General features: G+C 40.5%; 11 protein-coding genes and 1 pseudogene. 1 reads left to right on the top strand and 11 read right to left on the bottom strand.

What is annotated here, in order from left to right; genetic code table 11:
• Positions 1-52: 52 nt before the first annotated feature.
• Positions 53-1,243, top strand: coding sequence for a CynX/NimT family MFS transporter (locus tag IRB79_RS17965; protein WP_243509529.1), 1,191 nt, complete (start codon positions 53-55; stop codon positions 1,241-1,243).
• Positions 1,244-1,309: 66 nt separating this feature from the next.
• On the opposite strand, the gene eutH is transcribed toward IRB79_RS17965, so the two are convergent.
• The 11 genes and pseudogenes from eutH to IRB79_RS18020 all read right to left on the bottom strand — a co-directional run bounded on the left by eutH (position 1,310) and on the right by IRB79_RS18020 (position 16,734).
• Positions 1,310-2,374, bottom strand: a complete 1,065-nt coding sequence (gene eutH / locus IRB79_RS17970; RefSeq protein ID WP_243503803.1) for an ethanolamine utilization protein EutH — start codon at positions 2,372-2,374, stop codon at positions 1,310-1,312.
• 96 nt (positions 2,375-2,470) lie between these two features.
• On the bottom strand, positions 2,471-3,589 hold the full coding sequence (locus IRB79_RS17975; protein ID WP_243503804.1) for a M24 family metallopeptidase: 1,119 nt from the start codon (positions 3,587-3,589) through the stop codon (positions 2,471-2,473).
• 183 nt (positions 3,590-3,772) lie between these two features.
• Positions 3,773-5,449, bottom strand: a complete 1,677-nt coding sequence (locus IRB79_RS17980; RefSeq protein WP_243503806.1) for a sigma-54 interaction domain-containing protein — start codon at positions 5,447-5,449, stop codon at positions 3,773-3,775.
• 160 nt (positions 5,450-5,609) lie between these two features.
• A pseudogene (locus IRB79_RS17985) lies at positions 5,610-6,070 on the bottom strand (SDR family NAD(P)-dependent oxidoreductase); the annotation flags it as partial.
• Between the two features lie 176 nt (positions 6,071-6,246).
• Positions 6,247-9,387, bottom strand: a complete 3,141-nt coding sequence (gene ebgA, locus IRB79_RS17990; protein WP_243503807.1) for a beta-galactosidase subunit alpha — start codon at positions 9,385-9,387, stop codon at positions 6,247-6,249.
• Between the two features lie 23 nt (positions 9,388-9,410).
• Positions 9,411-10,241 (bottom strand): carbohydrate ABC transporter permease, encoded by an 831-nt coding sequence (locus tag IRB79_RS17995; RefSeq protein WP_243503808.1) that lies wholly within the window; start codon positions 10,239-10,241, stop codon positions 9,411-9,413.
• Complete coding sequence (locus IRB79_RS18000) at positions 10,238-11,260, bottom strand: carbohydrate ABC transporter permease (protein WP_243503809.1); 1,023 nt, start codon at positions 11,258-11,260, stop codon at positions 10,238-10,240. Before IRB79_RS18000 ends, IRB79_RS17995 begins: the two co-directional genes overlap by 4 nt.
• A 278-nt stretch (positions 11,261-11,538) precedes the next feature.
• Positions 11,539-12,834: an ABC transporter substrate-binding protein gene (locus IRB79_RS18005; protein WP_243503810.1), complete on the bottom strand. Its 1,296-nt coding sequence runs from the start codon at positions 12,832-12,834 to the stop codon at positions 11,539-11,541.
• A 76-nt stretch (positions 12,835-12,910) separates the two neighbouring features.
• Complete coding sequence (gcvPB, locus tag IRB79_RS18010; protein WP_243503811.1) at positions 12,911-14,482, bottom strand: aminomethyl-transferring glycine dehydrogenase subunit GcvPB; 1,572 nt, start codon at positions 14,480-14,482, stop codon at positions 12,911-12,913.
• A gap of 27 nt (positions 14,483-14,509) precedes the next feature.
• Positions 14,510-15,898, bottom strand: coding sequence for an aminomethyl-transferring glycine dehydrogenase subunit GcvPA (gene gcvPA / locus IRB79_RS18015; RefSeq protein WP_243503812.1), 1,389 nt, complete (start codon positions 15,896-15,898; stop codon positions 14,510-14,512).
• 56 nt (positions 15,899-15,954) lie between these two features.
• Positions 15,955-16,734 (bottom strand): SDR family NAD(P)-dependent oxidoreductase, encoded by a 780-nt coding sequence (locus tag IRB79_RS18020; RefSeq protein WP_243503813.1) that lies wholly within the window; start codon positions 16,732-16,734, stop codon positions 15,955-15,957.
• Positions 16,735-16,792 lie beyond the last annotated feature (58 nt).

Here is a 16,792-nt window from a genome sequence, read left to right on the forward strand (position 1 = left end):
GTGTCTTTAGTTGAGAAGTTCAGCAAAATTTGATTTAAAAACATTTTTCCTGATGGCCGGCATTATTTTTGTGGCTTTTAATTTACGCCCTGCGATTACATCAGTCGGGCCATTGATCGGAGCAATCCGGGAGGAAACGGGAATTTCCAATAGTGCAGCAGGCCTTCTGACTACCCTTCCGCTCGTTGCCTTCGCCCTGCTCTCTCCTTTTGTTCCGAGGATTGCCCAAAAGCTTGGAAGTGAATGGAGCATTCTTTTGGGTTTGACTATTTTGGGAGCCGGCATTGCGGCCCGTTCTTTGGGAATGCTTCCGCCGCTGTACATAGGAACTATTTTAATAGGTTTAGGCGTAGGTCTTTGCAATGTGCTTCTTCCTGGAATGGTCAAGGAAAAGTTTCCGCAGAAGGTTGGCCTGCTTACTGGCATTTATACATTTTCAATGGGGATTTGTGCAGGGCTTGCGCCAGGATTCAGTATCCCGCTTGCAGAAAATCTTGGTCTGGGATGGAGGCTTTCACTTAGTGTATGGACCATCTTAATACTTATCGCTATTATTGTCTGGCTTCCTCAGATCAGATTACGAAAGATAAAAACGGAAGCACCTAAAGTATCTGCACCAAAGGGTTCTATCTGGTCCTCACCCATCGCATGGCAGGTCACACTGTTTATGGGATTGCAATCAATGGTCTATTTCAGCACCACCACCTGGCTCCCCGAAATTCTTCATAGCCAGGGACGGGAAATCGCCGCCGCTGGATGGATGGTAACGGTTTTCCAGTTTTCAGGACTCCCTGTTAATTTTATTATTCCCGTTCTTGCCGATCGGCTTCCTAACCAAAAGGGGATTGCTCTTGGCATCGGCATTTTCACTTTTGCCGGCATAACGGGTCTCCTGATGAATGTCAATGGCATCATCTCTAACATCAGTATTGTTCTTCTCGGGATTGGTCTTGGAGCAGCGATCAGTCATTCCTTAACCCTGATCGGCCTTCGTGCTGAAAATGCCAAACAGGCAGCCAGCCTTTCAGGAATGGCTCAATCAGTCGGCTACATGCTTGCCGCGGCAGGACCGATTCTTATCGGCTCACTGTATGATCTGTTCCACTCCTGGACCGTTCCACTGATCTTCCTTATGGTCATTACTGCTATCTTTACTATTTCCGGAATTGGGGCAGGCCGAGATCAATTTGTTCTGCAGGATAAGCACCATAAACAGAAAAAGACAGCTTCCACTATTGCATAAATCATAAAACAGCAGCCGGTTCCCTTAGACCTGCTGCTGTTTTACTTTCAGTCAGTTTGCCTTAACCTAATCATTCATAACAAAATAAGCTATGATTGCGGCTAAAATTCCAGCAGTCAGCTTTCCAAAAATCATGGGAACAATGAAGCTTTTGTCCACAGCGGCAACGAAGCCCAGATGACTCCCCATCACAAAGGAGCCGCTTACTGCAAAAGCTGTATTGATGACTTTCCCCCTCGCATCAAGAAGGTCAAACTTTGAGAACATCGGAACATGGTGAGCCAATGATGATAATAATCCGACTAGAGATTGATGCGTGAGGCCAATTTTATTGCCTGCTTTTTCAAATGGCTGTTTCAGCACATGCTGCAGAAAGAAGACCAATGGAAATGCACCAGCAAGCATGATGGTAATATTCCCGATGGTTTTAAAGCTCTCATGAATAGGAACTAAGTTCTTAATAAATTCAACTCCTGTTAGTGTTTGGAAAATCACAATGACTAAGCCTGATATTAATACAACCTCAATGATTTTTGAGAACCCAATGAACATTTTCGTTGTAGCTTTGGGAATTTTTAATAATGAGATCATGATAATAATGGATAATAGAATCGTTGGAAGCAGGTTTTTAATCATCCATACTAAATGAAAACCAGAAATAAATCCGCCAATCAAGCAGCCAATTGGAATAGTCATTAAGCCGATCAAGATACCTTTTGCAAAATTGGCCTGGTCTTTTTTTTGAATTAAATTTAATGCAACAGGGATGGTGAACACCAATGTTGGCCCCATCATGGTACCTAAAAACACCCAGGAAAAATTTGCTGCATCCATATCATTTGCCATTTCAGTCGCAAGTTTATAACCGCCCATATCCAGAGCAAAGAGTGTTGATGCAAACATGGAAGGGTCAGCCCCAAAAAAGGAATAAACAGGTGATATAATTGGTATTAATATATCTGCCAATACAGGAGATATAGAAATAATGCCAATCATCGATAATGAAAGGGCTCCCATACTATAAAAAGCTTTTGAAAACTCTTCTCCAATCTTAAACTTGTTTCCTAAAATCCTATCGATTCCACCAATTGCAACAAATATAGCTATTAAATAAACAATGAAATTCTCCATTTCTGTCCCACCTTGATGTTTAAGAACCAGATCGAAATCCGGCTCTTTCATGCTGCAGTTTTGAGCATCACGCTCCTCAGCTTACCTTGTAAGTTATTATTTCCAATCAGCAGTTTTCCCTTTTACGACATGCAACTTTTTCTGAAACTTCGTTAATACCTCTTTTCCTTCTACTCCTATCACCACATCATCCTCTATTCTCACCCCGCCTACACCTGGGATATAGATGCCTGGTTCTACAGTCAGCACCATACCTTCCCGGAGAATTTCCTCATTTTCAGCGTGTAAAGAAGGTTCTTCATGCACTTCTATTCCCAGGCCATGACCAATTCTATGAGGAAAGTATTTCGCATATCCTCCATCACTTATTACGGTTCTCGCCGCTTCATCTATTTTTCTCATTTTATTGCCTGCCCTGCACTCCTGCAGAGCTGCCAAATTAGCTTTCAACACTAATTCATACATCTCTTTGACTTCGTCCCTTAATTCTTTAAAGACAAATGTTCTGGTGATATCCGAACAATATCCTTCGTATTTAACACCTAAATCAAATATGATGGTATCTCCGGGCTGCAGTTTATTCTCCCCAGGAACTCCATGAGGATTGCTTGAATTGCTGCCAAAAAGCACCATTGTGCTGAAAGACATATCACGCAATCCTGCTTTTTTTAATTTATATTCAATTTCACCCAGCACCTCTAACTCTGATACACCTTCATATAAAGCGTCAATTCCTGCCTGTATTGCATAATCCGCATATTGGGCTGCTATCCTTAATTTTTTTATTTCTTCAGGGCTTTTTCTAATTCTCATTTCAGAAAGCGCCTGATCTAAATTTTGCAGCTGAATATTTGGCAGCATTTGCTGCAGCATACGTACATATTTAAGAGAGATAAACGTCTCTTCTACTGCAAAATCTGTGATCATGCTTATTTTCTCATCAAAATATTCTGCCATCATTCGCCAGACATTATCTGAATCCTTATAACAGATATAGTCATATCTCCAGCCCGCTTCCAGGAGCATTTTCAACTCCATTTCAGGCAATACAATTAGAGGGGATTGTCCAGGAAAAATGAAAATTCCTACAAAACGTTCATGCGGATCGTAATCAAAACCAGTTAAGTAAAAAATGTTCTGCCGTGATGTAATGAGTCCCCCCGTCCAGTTTCTCTTTACTAAAAATTTCTCTAAAGATGCTATTTTGTTATTCATAAAAATTCTCCTTTCTCTTATTCAATATGATGCAATTATCGTGCCAACCTCAACAAGCATTTATGGCAAGCTCCTTATGTGAATGGGATGTTCATTTTCATTTACACCAATACGTTAAGTGTAAAGATTTCTTTACAATAAAAAAGAAGAAAGAAATCATCGGTGATCCCTCTCTTCTTCTTATTACCAATCGGTTATATTTAATTTTTTCATCTTATTATATAAAGTAGTTCTTGTTATGCCTAACCGCTTTGCCGCTTCTGATTTATTTCCATTTTCGCCTTTTAATGCATCAAGGATTTTTTGTTTTTCGAATCTGTTTATTTCGTTCTGCAATTCATTTGCCGGCGGCAAGAACAAATGAGGTTTCTCCTTTAATATCTTTTCCGGCAGTGTATTAGGCAATATGGAACCATTTTCAGATAAAAGAACCATTCTATCGACTGCATTTCTTAACTCTCTAATATTCCCCTTCCATTCATACTCCAGCAGCAATTGTGTAATTTGTGGTGCTATAAAAGTAATGTCCAGACCATATTTTAATGATGACTCATGAATGAAAAGATGGAATAACTCTAAAATATCTTGTCTTCTTTTTCTTAATGGCGGGATAAATATCGTTAATGTATTCAGTCTGTAAAACAAGTCTTCTCTGAACTCGCCTCTCTCAGCCATCGCTTCTAAATTCTTATTGGTTGCAGCTATTATTCTGCATTTGGCCTCTTTCACCTTCAAACCGCCTACAGAATAATAGGCCTTGTTTTCCAGGACCCTCAGCAATTTCACCTGCTGATCTAAAGGTAAATCTCCCACTTCATCCAGAAACAATGTTCCTTCATCAGCAAGTTCAATTTTTCCAGGCTTCCCGTTCGGATCTCCCCCTGAAAAAGCGCCTTTTTCATAACCAAATAATTCACTTTCAAATAACGCTGGAGAAATGGCACCGCAATTCAAAGCGATAAAAGGTTTCGATAATCGGCATTCGTCATGTATCGCCTTTGCAAATACTTCTTTTCCCACGCCTGTTTCACCCAGCAGTAATACATTCTGATCGGTTTTAGCCATCTTTTTCGCCAGCGAAACGGCATTTTTTATTTCAATACTCGACCCTTTAATCTTTTGAAAGGGATCAATTGCATTATTAAGTCTGGAAACTTCGTTTTGCAGCTGCTGGATTTTAGATGAAGCACTCAATAACTCTTTGCTCAGCATGACATGGCTCGTTATGTCAGTTTCGGCCGCTACAGCACCAATAATGTCACCATTAACTACAACCGGATTAATATTTATCAGTACAAAAAGATCTTCTCTTGGTTTATGAAGATGATGCTTAAATGTTTTGCCAGTCAGAAGTGTTTCTTGGTTTAAAAGCATTTCTTCAGGAAAGAATTTTTTCATGTTTTCTCCCAGAATATCCTCTTTGCGGATAGAGAATATTTTTTCAGCCCCTTCTGTCCAGACAATTGTTTTCCCTTCCTTGTCCACTACTGAAACCGAATTCTCAATGGTATCGATTATAGTATGAAAATAAGCCTGTAATTCCTCGAAATCACTGCTGAGTTCCTTCAACAAATCCTGACACTTAACATAGCCGATTATTTTGCTGTCAGAGTCAGTGAACACAATTAGCTCAGTTAATAAACCCTTTTCCAAAAGGCTTAAATCGAAATCATCCAAAGAGATTAATACACACTTTTTCCAATATAAATCTTTACCATACTTTTTATAGAAGGAATACTCCTCTCTGTCCATATAGGATAATTCACTGTCCTTATACTGAAGTAATACCATGTTTTCTTTATAATCATTGTCATGTTCAAAGCAGAAATCAGTGCGCAAATACTTTTTTAATTTTGTCATAGGATTTCACCGTCCAGGTAATTCAATAACTTCTTTCCTGATTTTATTATAGGATTCACAGAAATCAAAATATTAAAATGCTCATGGCCTTCGCGATAAAGAAGCATAAAAACAGCAGCCTGAGCATTGGCTGCTGTTTTTATCAGTAATTGACTCTATGTTATTTCCCCTGATTCATCAGCGCATTAAAATCAGGCATAGTTGGATTGGAAAGATAGTGGCCGCCCTCCACTTGAATCGTCTGGCCAGTAATGAATTTTGACTCATCTGATGCAAGGAATAAGACTGTGTATCCAATATCATCCGCTTCCCCATGATAGGATAGAGCGTTGTATTTTTCGAACATATCCAGCACCTGCGGCGGAATATTGTTTTTAGCCGCTGGAGTTAATATCAGCCCAGGAGCTACCGCGTTGGTCCGTATTGTGCAGCAATGTACTTTGACAGGTTTACAACAGCTGCTTTAGATGCACCATATGCCGACCGTATCGTATCTGCAGCAAATGCTGACATGGAAGCTGTATTTATAATCGAACCGCCGCCTGCCTCAATCATATGCGCAATAGCAAACCGGGTGCCCAGGAGTACACTTTTGGTGTTCACATTCATTAAACGGTCCCAAACAATCACTTTTGAGTTAGACTTTGAGGACAATTCAGGATAATCCAAACAAAACTAACTAGTAAAAAGTTTAACACAAGTTTTTTTAATTCCTATATTTTCAGAAAAATATTGTCCCGATAAAAAGGACAGCAAGTTCCTATAACCTGCTGTCCTTTTTAATCTATAAAGTATCTTTATTTATTATTAGTTAAAACTTCTTCTGCACTGTTTTGATATTTCAGCTCTTTTGCCTTTTCCCTTGCTAATCCGGCACTTCCTGAGAAGGGCAAGAAAGTAACTTTATAGCGGAATGCTTTAGGTTTTAACTCATATTCAGGCAATGGTCCAGGCCCGCAGCTATTGCTTCCAATTCCATTCACCTGATAATCCAGATTTAAAGTTATATAGCTTCGCTTCTTTAATTGGTATAAATGCTTTGCTGCTTCAAGATCTTCCTTTGTATAATAATGCGCACTGAAATTCATTGGGTGATCCCCCGCAGCCAACAATCCAAGGCTCATGCCATTATGGAAGCTTGCCCATTCTGTATCTGATCGGTTGCCATTTTCCTGAGGGTGTATATACGGGAAGAAAAGATTTTCGACTTTCATGCTGTATTCACCTATTTTGCAGGCAAGCTTACTGTCCGGATAACTTTCCCCTGGGCCTCTTCCAAACCATGATGCATGTGATAAATCAAGAGGAAGCTTCATTTCAATGCCGACTTTAGGCCACGTTGCAGGGAGGCTGCCATACGGCTGACCCTCAACAGCTATTTCTACCTGGCCATTTGCATGAATAGTATAATCATAACTGCCATTAACTCCCCAGGCCATCACCCTTGGTGCCACTTTTGCTTCCACCCTGATTTTTACTCTGTTTCGGTCGGTTTGTTCAACTGTTATTGAACGGGCATCATGCTCCATCATATGAAGATACGATTCTTTCCATTCCTTTGATATATACATTTCATTATCGGTCATCGCACGCCAGAAGTTCATCTTTGGTCCCGCTTTCATCAAGCTTTGTCCCTTGAAGCTCCAGCTTGTAATTGTTCCTTCTGCCTTTGAAAATGTCAGCTCAAACTCTGAACCTTCCACTATAATAGCTGCTCTGGTTTCATGAATGGCAAGTGGTCCGTACCTAAGGTTGTATTCATTTATATCTGTGGCACTTGTCTTCAGCTGCGGCAGCTTGTATTGTGCCCAACTTATTTCATGTCCTTGCTTAGCCCATGGAAAATCTCTCTTCAGGCTGAACGACAGATTCAGATATGGATTTTCTCCGTAAGCAAGAAAATTTTTATTATATGGAATATGAAGCTGGTAACTTTGGCCTGCAGAAATAGAAGGCAATGACATTGAACCGCTATCCAGCACAGAAACTCCATCCATAATACTCCAAGAAAGGAATAAATGGTCCAGGCTAATAAAATCATAGCGATTTTCAATGATTACAATACCGTTTTCAAGGTCAACTGCTTTCGTTTTAACTGGCTCAATAACCTTTTTATATTGGTGCAAACTTGGGGAAGGTGTTCTATCCGGGAGGAGCAATCCATCCAGGCAGAAGTTTCCGTTATTTGGCTCATCTCCAAAATCCCCTCCGTAGGCATAAAATTCTCCGCCATCTTCTGTGTATTGTCGTAAGCCGTGGTCAATCCATTCCCATATAAAGCCGCCTTGAAGACGTTTATATTGGTAAAAGGCATCCCAATATTCCTTTAAGCCGCCAGGACCATTTCCCATTGCATGTGCATATTCACACAATATATGGGGTTTTTCCCAATTTTCTTCGTTAGCAAAACCGATTATTTTTTCAACAGATGAGTACATGGTACTGAAAATATCAGCTGCCTCAGTATCACGGTCACCTTCATAATGTACGATTCTAGTAGAATCCAATTGCTTGCACCTTTTATACATGGCTTTAAAATTGGAGCCAAAACCAGATTCATTGCCAAGTGACCACATGATGATGCTCGGATGATTCTTATCCCGCTCCACCATTCGTTCCATTCTGTCAGCATATGCTGCTTCCCATTCAGGATCATTACTGAGAAGGTTTGCATCTCCTGTCAGCTCAAAGCCATGGCATTCAAGATCGGTTTCATCAATGACATATAAACCATATTCATCGCACAAATCATAAAAGCGGGGGTCATTCGGGTAATGAGCGGTACGAACGGCATTAATATTATATTGCTTCATCATAATGATATCTTGTTTCATAGTTTCATAACAAACTGTTCGGCCAGTATCAGGATCATGGTCATGGCGATTAACACCCTTAAACATCACCACTTTCCCATTTATCATTAGATTTCTTTCTTTTATTTCAACTTTCCGAAAGCCGATCTTATAAGAAATCGTTTCTATAACTTCTCCCAGTTCATTCTTTAAAATTAGAAGAAGCGTATACAAATGAGGCTCCTCGGCTGACCATTTTTTTGGTGTATGGATATGGGAAGTGTGGAAAAGCTGTTTTTCTTTCATTTGGCCAATTTCTTCGCCCTGTGAAACAGTGCCTTGTTCCACACAAGCTGATTCGTCAAAGATTTTATATTCAATTTGGAATTTCTGCGGTTTTTCATTTGTATTTTTTAACTTAATATCGATATTAAATGAGCCATCTTCATACTGATCATCCAATTCAGCCCTAACAAAAAAATCATAGACATGAAGCTTGGGCACAGATAATAAATAAACATCCCGGAAAATGCCGCTTAGCCACCACATGTCCTGATCTTCCAAATATGAGCCATCACTCCATTGGTATACTTGAACTGCAATGATATTTTTGCCCTCTTTCAAAAATGATGTAATGTCAAACTCAGATGTTAAGCGGCTCCCTTTACTGAACCCGGCTTCATGGCCGTTTACCCATAAATGAAAGGAACTGTCTACTCCCTCAAAGCAGAGATGCACATTCTGGCTTTCCCACCCTTCTGGAAGAAAGAACTCCTTCCTGTAGCATCCTGTTGGATTCTTTTCCGGCACAATCGGCGGATTTACAGGAAAAGGATAATATAGATCTGTATAATGAGGTTTTCCATATCCCTGGAGCTGCCATAATCCCGGTACCTGGATTTGATCCATGCTGCTTGAATCAAAATCCTCTCTAAAAAAATCTTTTGGTGCCAGGATCGGATGCTCAGCATAAACAAATTTCCATTTGCCGTTCAGCAAATAAAAGGAGGAAGCCATTTCACGATTCATTTTCAACGCTTCCCTTTCATCCCTGTAAGACACAAAATGAGTTCTTGGTTTTAACCTGTGTTTATGCAAAATAAGCTGATTATTAATATCTTCTCTTGTAAACACTGTATATTCCATTCATATCACCTCTGTATGCTTGTTTATTCTTTAACAGAACCGCCCAAGATGCCCGAAATAAAATGCTTCTGCATAAGCAGAAAAATAATCATAATCGGGATGGTCGATAACGTTGTTCCCAGCATTACCTGCCCATAATCAATACGGGCCATTCCTATCAAACTTGATAAGGCAACAGGAAGCGTGAACATTTCTTTGCTATTAAGCGTAATGAGTGGCCAAATTAGGCTATTCCACTGAGACATGAAAAGAAATATTGAAGCAGCCGCTAGAGCTGGCCGAACTACCGGCAAAATGACCGTAAAGAATATCCTTACCTCTCCAGCCCCATCTACTCTTGATGCCTCAATCAGGGAGTCTGGAACCGCCTTCATATTTTGCCTCATCAAATAAATGGCAAAAGGCGAAGCAAGACTCGGAAGAATAATTGCTTGATAGGTATTCAGCCAATTAAAGCTGACCATCATTTCAAATAAAGGAATCAAGGTCACTTGATACGGTATCATCAAGGAGCATAATATAACAAAAAAAATTAGGTTCCGTCCTCTAAAACGGAATTTCGCAAACGCATAGCCTGCCATCGAACATATAAGTGTGCTAAGCACAGTAAAAACGACAGCTATGAATAAGGAGTTCCAGAAAATTTTCACTATCCCCAGTGAATCATTAAATGACCTGAAATTTTCTGCCAGATGATCCCCAGGCAGTATTTTAGGCGGGACATGGAAAATTTCTCCTGACTTCAGTGTTGAACCAACGATCATCCAGTAGAAGGGGGCAATAGATATAACGACACCCACTAAAAGCAAAACATAAATCCAGATTTTAGACGATATATTTTTGGTTGATTTCATTCTTCCAAATCACCTACCCATTTCATCTGTATCCAGGAAATCACCGCAATAATTATGACTAAAATATAGGCGATAGCCGATGCATAGCCAAACTCGAAATACTTGAATCCAGTTTCGTATAAATAAAGGGTAATGGTCATGGTTGCACTATTCGGCCCGCCTTGTGTCAAAATGAATGGCTCATCAAAAAGCTGGAGAGTCCCGATTGTCGACATAACCACAGTGAAAATAAAGACAGGCTTTAATTGGGGGATTGTGATAAGAAAAAACTGCTTTACCTTACTTGCCCCATCAATGCTTGCTGCTTCATACAATTCTTTAGGAATGGCCTGTAATCCTGCAAGAAAAATGACCATATTGTATCCAGTCCATCTCCAAGTCATGACTACAATAACCGAGACTTTTGCCCAAAAAGGAGAAGTAAGCCAATGAATGGGCTCCAGCCCCATCAAGGACAGGAGATAGTTAATTAAACCGAAATGCTCGTCCAATAAAATCATAAAGACTATTGATGCAGCTACGAGAGCTGTAATTGCGGGCATAAAATAAGCTATACGGAAAAATGCCTTAAATCTCACTATTGATGAGTGAAGACCTACAGCAATCAGCAAAGAGATAAAGAGCATGATGGGCACCTGAACAATCAAAATTTCAAAAGTATTCAAAAGAGATTTATAGAATACAGGGTCGTGAAATAACCTCGTATAATTCGCAAATCCAACAAACGTCTTTTCAGCTCCCCTTACCTCCTGGAAGCTTAAAATAAAGGAAGAAATCACAGGGTAAATAGTAAATATAATGATTAATATCAGAGAAGGTCCAATAAAAAAATATGGTGCATTTTTTGGTGTAATGAGAGTTTTTCTTTTTTTAACGTTTACCCGATAATTTGCAGCGGTGCTAATTATTTTTTCCGGTTGAGCCATACTGACACCCCTAACGAATTGGATAGATTCTTCCTGCTGTAAAGGAGGAGATGAGAATTCAGCTTCACTCTCATCTCCTTTAGAAAAGCGCAAGCGCCTTGCCCACCCCCGACAAGCAAAAGACGAGCCTCACGGAAAGGTGTTATTTGCCTTTTTGGGAGGATTGGCCCAAATGTGAAGGCGACTGTCCAGGGACGACAAGCATAAGACGAGCCCTGCAAGAAGGTGTTCTTTCCTTCTGGAAGGGATTGGCTTATGTCTCGAGTCCCTAGGAGCCGCAACTAGACAAGCTTGTGACCTCGAGGGGGTAGGCGCTGGAGCTAGACAGTAATCGACTTTCAGAAAATTTTCTTATTTGTTATAAAAAACGCTTATTTTTTTATTTCATTTTTCAGTTGATTTTTAGCATCTTTCAGCGCAGATTCTACTTTTTTATCTTCCAGCAAAATAGCTGCCTGGGTATTGCTCATCATTGAGCTTCCACGTGCATAATTCTCATCGAGAGTAATTTCCGGAACCTGTTCCACAATATCAGCGAATTTTTTGAAAATGGGACTATTATTAAAATATTCGCTATTTTCGTTAAGGATTGGTGATTCATACGTTTTCTTTAACGAAGGAAATAATCCGAATTTTTCAAAGCCCAGCAGCTGGGTTTCTTCATCGGTAGTAAAAAACTCTACAAAGGCGTATGCAGCTGATTGGTTTTCGCTATAAGAAGGAATTAGCAGGGATGAACCTCCAACATTCGCGTATCTTGTACCTCCTTCAGAAAAGCCCGGCAAATAAAATACATCCCATTTCTCCTTTAAGTCAGGGGCCTGATCCATGATTGTACCGGCATACCATACACCGTAAGGAACAGTCGCGACGCTTCCATTTACAGTCGCCGTAACAATGCCATCCCATCCGCTGTTGTTAAGGATTAAATCATTTTCATGAAAGCTTTTGATTACTTCCATTGCCCGAATAGCCTCATCTGAGTCAAGCAATATATTTCCTTCTTTATCAAAATAAGAGATTCCCTGCTGCTGCAGCATCATATGAAAGACTCCGTCATAGTTTGCAATATCGATAGGCAGAAGCATGGCACCAGTAGCGTCTTTTATTTTCTTTCCTGCTTCAATATAATCATTCCATGTTTTAATAGAATTAGGATCTACATTGGCTTTCTCAAAAAAATCGGTACGGTAGAACACTCCCGCAGGCCCGATATCCCAAGGTGCTGCGATCAAATTCCCCTCTTTATCCTGAACTGAAGCAATTTTGGCTGGATTGAAAGCATCCTTATATTTGTCGTAGCCAAGTTGGTCAAGCTTTGTGAAACCATCAGGAAACTGGTGGATATATCCTGGGATTCTCTCATCCTCCATGAGGACCACATCAGGCAGCCCTGATCCTCTGGCAGCCATGCCAACGGTTAGTTTCTCATATAAATCGCCGCTGCTGAAATCTTCCACCTTCACTTCCACATCCGGATACTGTTTCTTGAATTTTTCGACAGATAGTTTCATTGTTTCAGCAGCTACATCCCACCCCCAAACAGTAATTGTCCCTGACGGATGGTCGGTATCACCAGTCTTCGCTTCATTTCCATTTGATTTGTTGGAGCAGGCCGAAACGAACAAAAGAAGCAGGATCAAGATGAAAGGTAATGTTTTCTTCATTTTCAACTCCCCTTTTCTATTCATTAGTGTGATGGGAGGCTAATTTTATCTTTTTCATATTTACCTCCGTTTTTTTTTACACACTTTGATGCTCTTTCGCCTTTTTAAGATATGAACGCCAGGTGATGCACCATTTCTTCGGGTTATCCAGAAAATCCCGTTCATCAATTTTATGAATCGTGCTATTATGCGGGGCATTTTTAATGATGTCAGGATTTTCATAGGCTTCTTTTGAGATTTGCTCCAAAGCGGCGATATATTCATCCAAGTCCTGTTTAGAGTATGATTCTGTCGGCTCAAGAGTAAACGGCTGTTTCACAATGTATGGATGATGGCTGGTCCAGTAATGCAGCCCAAAATCGGTCATTCGCAATTGGACGTCTTCTGTTGTTATTCCTGTTTCCTTTGTCAGCTGCTCCCAGCTGTAGCGGACCTGTTCGAGCCTGTGGCCCTTCACATATGGTGCACCTGCCCCTTTGATATTCAGCACCCTGTGATACATATAGTTATTGTTAAGTACAGCAATTTTGGCCACTTCCTTTAAACCTTCAGGACCAAGAGAGCGAATCCATGCATAGGAACGCAAGACCGTTTGGGCCACACCATGAAAAGCACGGACTTTGCCGATGGAATGCTTTAAATCATATTTTAAAGTGTATTTGTCATCTTTATATTCAACAATTGGCACTGGCAGATATTCTTTTAGTGCTTCTGTAACACCGAGTGCACCTGTTGCAGGACCGCCACACATATGCGGGGCAGCAAAGGTTTTATGAAGATTGAAGAAGCACATGTCAAAGCCCGCTTCCTTTGCTCTTGTAATACCCAACAGTCCATTGGCATTGGCCTGGTCATAATAGCAAATTCCCCCAGCATCATGGACTATTTTTGTAAACTCTTTAATTTTCGGATTGAAAATTCCTGTATCTTCAGGATTTGCTACTACAAATCCTGCTGTCCTTTCCGATACCGCAGCTTTTAATTTTTCGATATCTGGAAAGCCATTTTCATCCGGATGCAGGGTGATAATCTTATAGCCCTTTACAACTGCAGTTGCTGCTTGGGATGGGTGAGAGAATATAGTTGTAATAATTTCATTTCTCTGATCGCCCTCTCCTCTTTGCTCATGATATTTTCTCACGATGGATGCCATTGCGAACAATGCTTGAGTTCCGCCGCTTGGCTGGAATGAGAAATAATCCATTCCAGAAATCTCTCTCATGCAAAGATCAAGGTTATAGAAAATTTCCAGCATTCCCTGTACAGTACTTTCAGGCTGGAGGGGATGCAATTTCATTATTTTAGAATTACGTATAAGCATTTCATTTATTTTTGGGATATACTTCATAGTACAGGTTCCCTGGCCAATTTCCACATTGAAATCAGAACCAAGCGTTTCCTGAGAAAGCCGCAAATAATGCCTTAACACTTTGGCCTGGCCTATTTCAGGAATAGACGGTTTGCTTTTCCTTTGCATGGATTCAGGTATGATGGAAATTCCATCGCCAACCGCTAGTGCAATTTCTTCATTAACAGGCGGGGGCTCCACTCCTTTTTCCCCAGACTGATGAAGCTCAAAGATAATGGGCTCATTCCATTTTGCCTGATGAAAATCTCTGGTTTTGCTGTTACGGTTAATTAATTTCATGAATAAAACTCCTCTCTTTAATATCTTTTATTTCTCTAAAACTCCCTTTAACGATGCAGCCAGGTAATCAATATCTTCTTTTGTATGGATCTCGGTTACACAAAATAATGCCGTCTGGCCAAGCTCGGGAAATTCTTTTGACAGATCTTTTCCGCCAAAAATTTTACACTCCAGCAGCCCTTGATTAATCTCTTCGATGGTTTTGCCTGTTTTGTTGAAATCAACAATAAATTCTTTAAAAAATGGAGACTCGAACAGTGATCCTTTTACACTCTGTATCTTATTTATTTCCTTTACGGCATACTGGCTGTTTTGCATGATGGTCTGGCCGACTTCCTGTATGCCACTTGGCCCCATTAAAGCTAAATAGACACCTGCGGTAATTCCCCATAACGCTGTCTGCGTTCCTACCGATTCTTTCCCCTTTTCACGATGAGCAAAGGAAGTTCGTTCGTAGGCGACATCTCCAAATCCGTATTCGCCTTCCTTTACAGTCGGTACGATCCCGAATAGCCGGGAAGGATATTCATTAATGAATGTTTCATCATCATGTGTTGCAATAAATCCTGCCTGGCCGCCGCTGTAATTCATATGCATGCCAAGAGGCTGAAGATCTCCGCACACAATATCCGCCCCATAATGGCCTGGAGGTGCCAGCACACCAAGTGAAATCGGATCAACACCAACAATCATCAAGGCTTTTTTCTCTTTTAAAAGCTTCGATATTTCAGGTCCTTGTGATTCAATAAATCCAAGGTAAGATGGATTTTCCAGATAGAGTGCTGCAACATCATAATTTAACTTAGCTTTAAGATCTTCAAGATCCATCAAACCCGATTTAATGTCAAAGTCCACAAATTCGCATTCCAGTTCAGGTGATCCATAATTCATGATGATCTTACTCCGTTCAGGAGCGACCGATTTTGCCAATAAAATTTTCTTCCTGCCAGTTATCCGGCCCGCCATCCTGGCAGAAGTGGCGGCTGCCTGTCCCCAATCGAAAGTAGGCACATTCACTACATCCATATCAACTAATTCAGCTAATAAGCTTTGATATTCAAAGAGTGCCTGATACCGTCCATGGTCTTCATAAGGTTCACCTGCATAGGCAGTTAAAAATTCAGAACGCTGATTAATTTCATCACAAACCGCCGGTATAAAATGCTGCCAGCAGCCGGCACCCAAGAAATTCACATACTCATTGGCCCCTGTGTTCTTATTTAGCGATTTTTCGATGTGGCGGCGCAGCTCCCATTCTGTAAGCGCTTTCGGAATATGCATTTCTTCCTTCAGTTTAATCTCATCTGGTATACAGGAGTAAAGCTCATCAACTGTGTTTGCTCCAATCACCTTTAACATTTTTTCTTGAACTTCCGGTACCATATTCGGTATATAAGGATGTACTTTTTGCGGCATTGTTTATAACCTCCTGGTAAAATTAATATGTTTGTTGAACTCTGCCTTCATTCCAGTTAAGCGAGCCCTCCGCCATCGACGATTAATTCTGTACCTGTAACCCATGATGACAGATCGCTGGCAAGGTAAAGGACACCTTTTGCAATATCCTTTGGTGTTCCAATCCTTGCTAATGGCCTTCCAATTGCAGATGAAGCAAGAAATGAATCTTCCTGCTGTTTTAGCTGCTTGGCTTCTTCCCTTAGAAGAGGGGTATCTGTATCACCAGGGCAGATACAGTTGACCCGGATGTTTGCCGGCCCGTGATCAATGGCCATCGCTTTAGTCAGGTTTACTACACCTGCTTTGGCGGCGCAGTATGCAGCTGCCTGATCTCCCCCTTTTATCCCCCAGCCAGAACCGGTGTTAATAATACTGCCTCCGCCACCCTTTTGCATCAGAGGGATTAAAAATTTCGATAAGAGGAATACACCTTTTAAAGAAACATCAATAACCAGATCCCATTCCTGTTCCTCTAAATCAACTACTGATTTTCTTTTAATCACACCTGCATTATTAAATAGAACGTCTACCGTAGGGTAATGTTCTTCAAGATACTCTTTAACTGTTATGCAATCATGAATATTCGTTACATCACACTTGACAAACTCTGCAGCATATCCTTTGCTTTTAATGTCGCTGGCTGCTTTTTTACCATTTTTCTCGTTAATATCCAGCAAAATAACCTTCGCACCCACCTCACCCAATAGCATGGCGGTTTCAAAGCCTATTCCTGAAGCACCACCAGTTACGACACATACCTTATTATTTAATTGAAAATAATCTAAATGTGACATGATTAACCTCCTTTGATTCTTATTTATTTTAATTAACAAAGTGAAAATGCTATTTAAT

Source organism: Cytobacillus oceanisediminis (assembly GCF_022811925.1).
Lineage (GTDB): Bacteria > Bacillota > Bacilli > Bacillales > Cytobacillaceae > Cytobacillus > Cytobacillus oceanisediminis_D.

Excerpts from the sequence above, each read along its gene's own strand:
- IRB79_RS17965 (WP_243509529.1), top strand. The coding sequence starts at position 53 with ATGGCCGGCATTATTTTTGTGGCTTTTAATTTACGCCCTGCGATTACA.
- eutH (WP_243503803.1), bottom strand. The coding sequence starts at position 2,374 with ATGGAGAATTTCATTGTTTATTTAATAGCTATATTTGTTGCAATTGGT.
- IRB79_RS17975 (WP_243503804.1), bottom strand. The coding sequence starts at position 3,589 with ATGAATAACAAAATAGCATCTTTAGAGAAATTTTTAGTAAAGAGAAAC.
- IRB79_RS17980 (WP_243503806.1), bottom strand. The coding sequence starts at position 5,449 with ATGACAAAATTAAAAAAGTATTTGCGCACTGATTTCTGCTTTGAACAT.
- ebgA (WP_243503807.1), bottom strand. The coding sequence starts at position 9,387 with ATGGAATATACAGTGTTTACAAGAGAAGATATTAATAATCAGCTTATT.
- IRB79_RS17995 (WP_243503808.1), bottom strand. The coding sequence starts at position 10,241 with ATGAAATCAACCAAAAATATATCGTCTAAAATCTGGATTTATGTTTTG.
- IRB79_RS18005 (WP_243503810.1), bottom strand. The coding sequence starts at position 12,834 with ATGAAGAAAACATTACCTTTCATCTTGATCCTGCTTCTTTTGTTCGTT.
- gcvPB (WP_243503811.1), bottom strand. The coding sequence starts at position 14,482 with ATGAAATTAATTAACCGTAACAGCAAAACCAGAGATTTTCATCAGGCA.
- gcvPA (WP_243503812.1), bottom strand. The coding sequence starts at position 15,898 with ATGCCGCAAAAAGTACATCCTTATATACCGAATATGGTACCGGAAGTT.
- IRB79_RS18020 (WP_243503813.1), bottom strand. The coding sequence starts at position 16,734 with ATGTCACATTTAGATTATTTTCAATTAAATAATAAGGTATGTGTCGTA.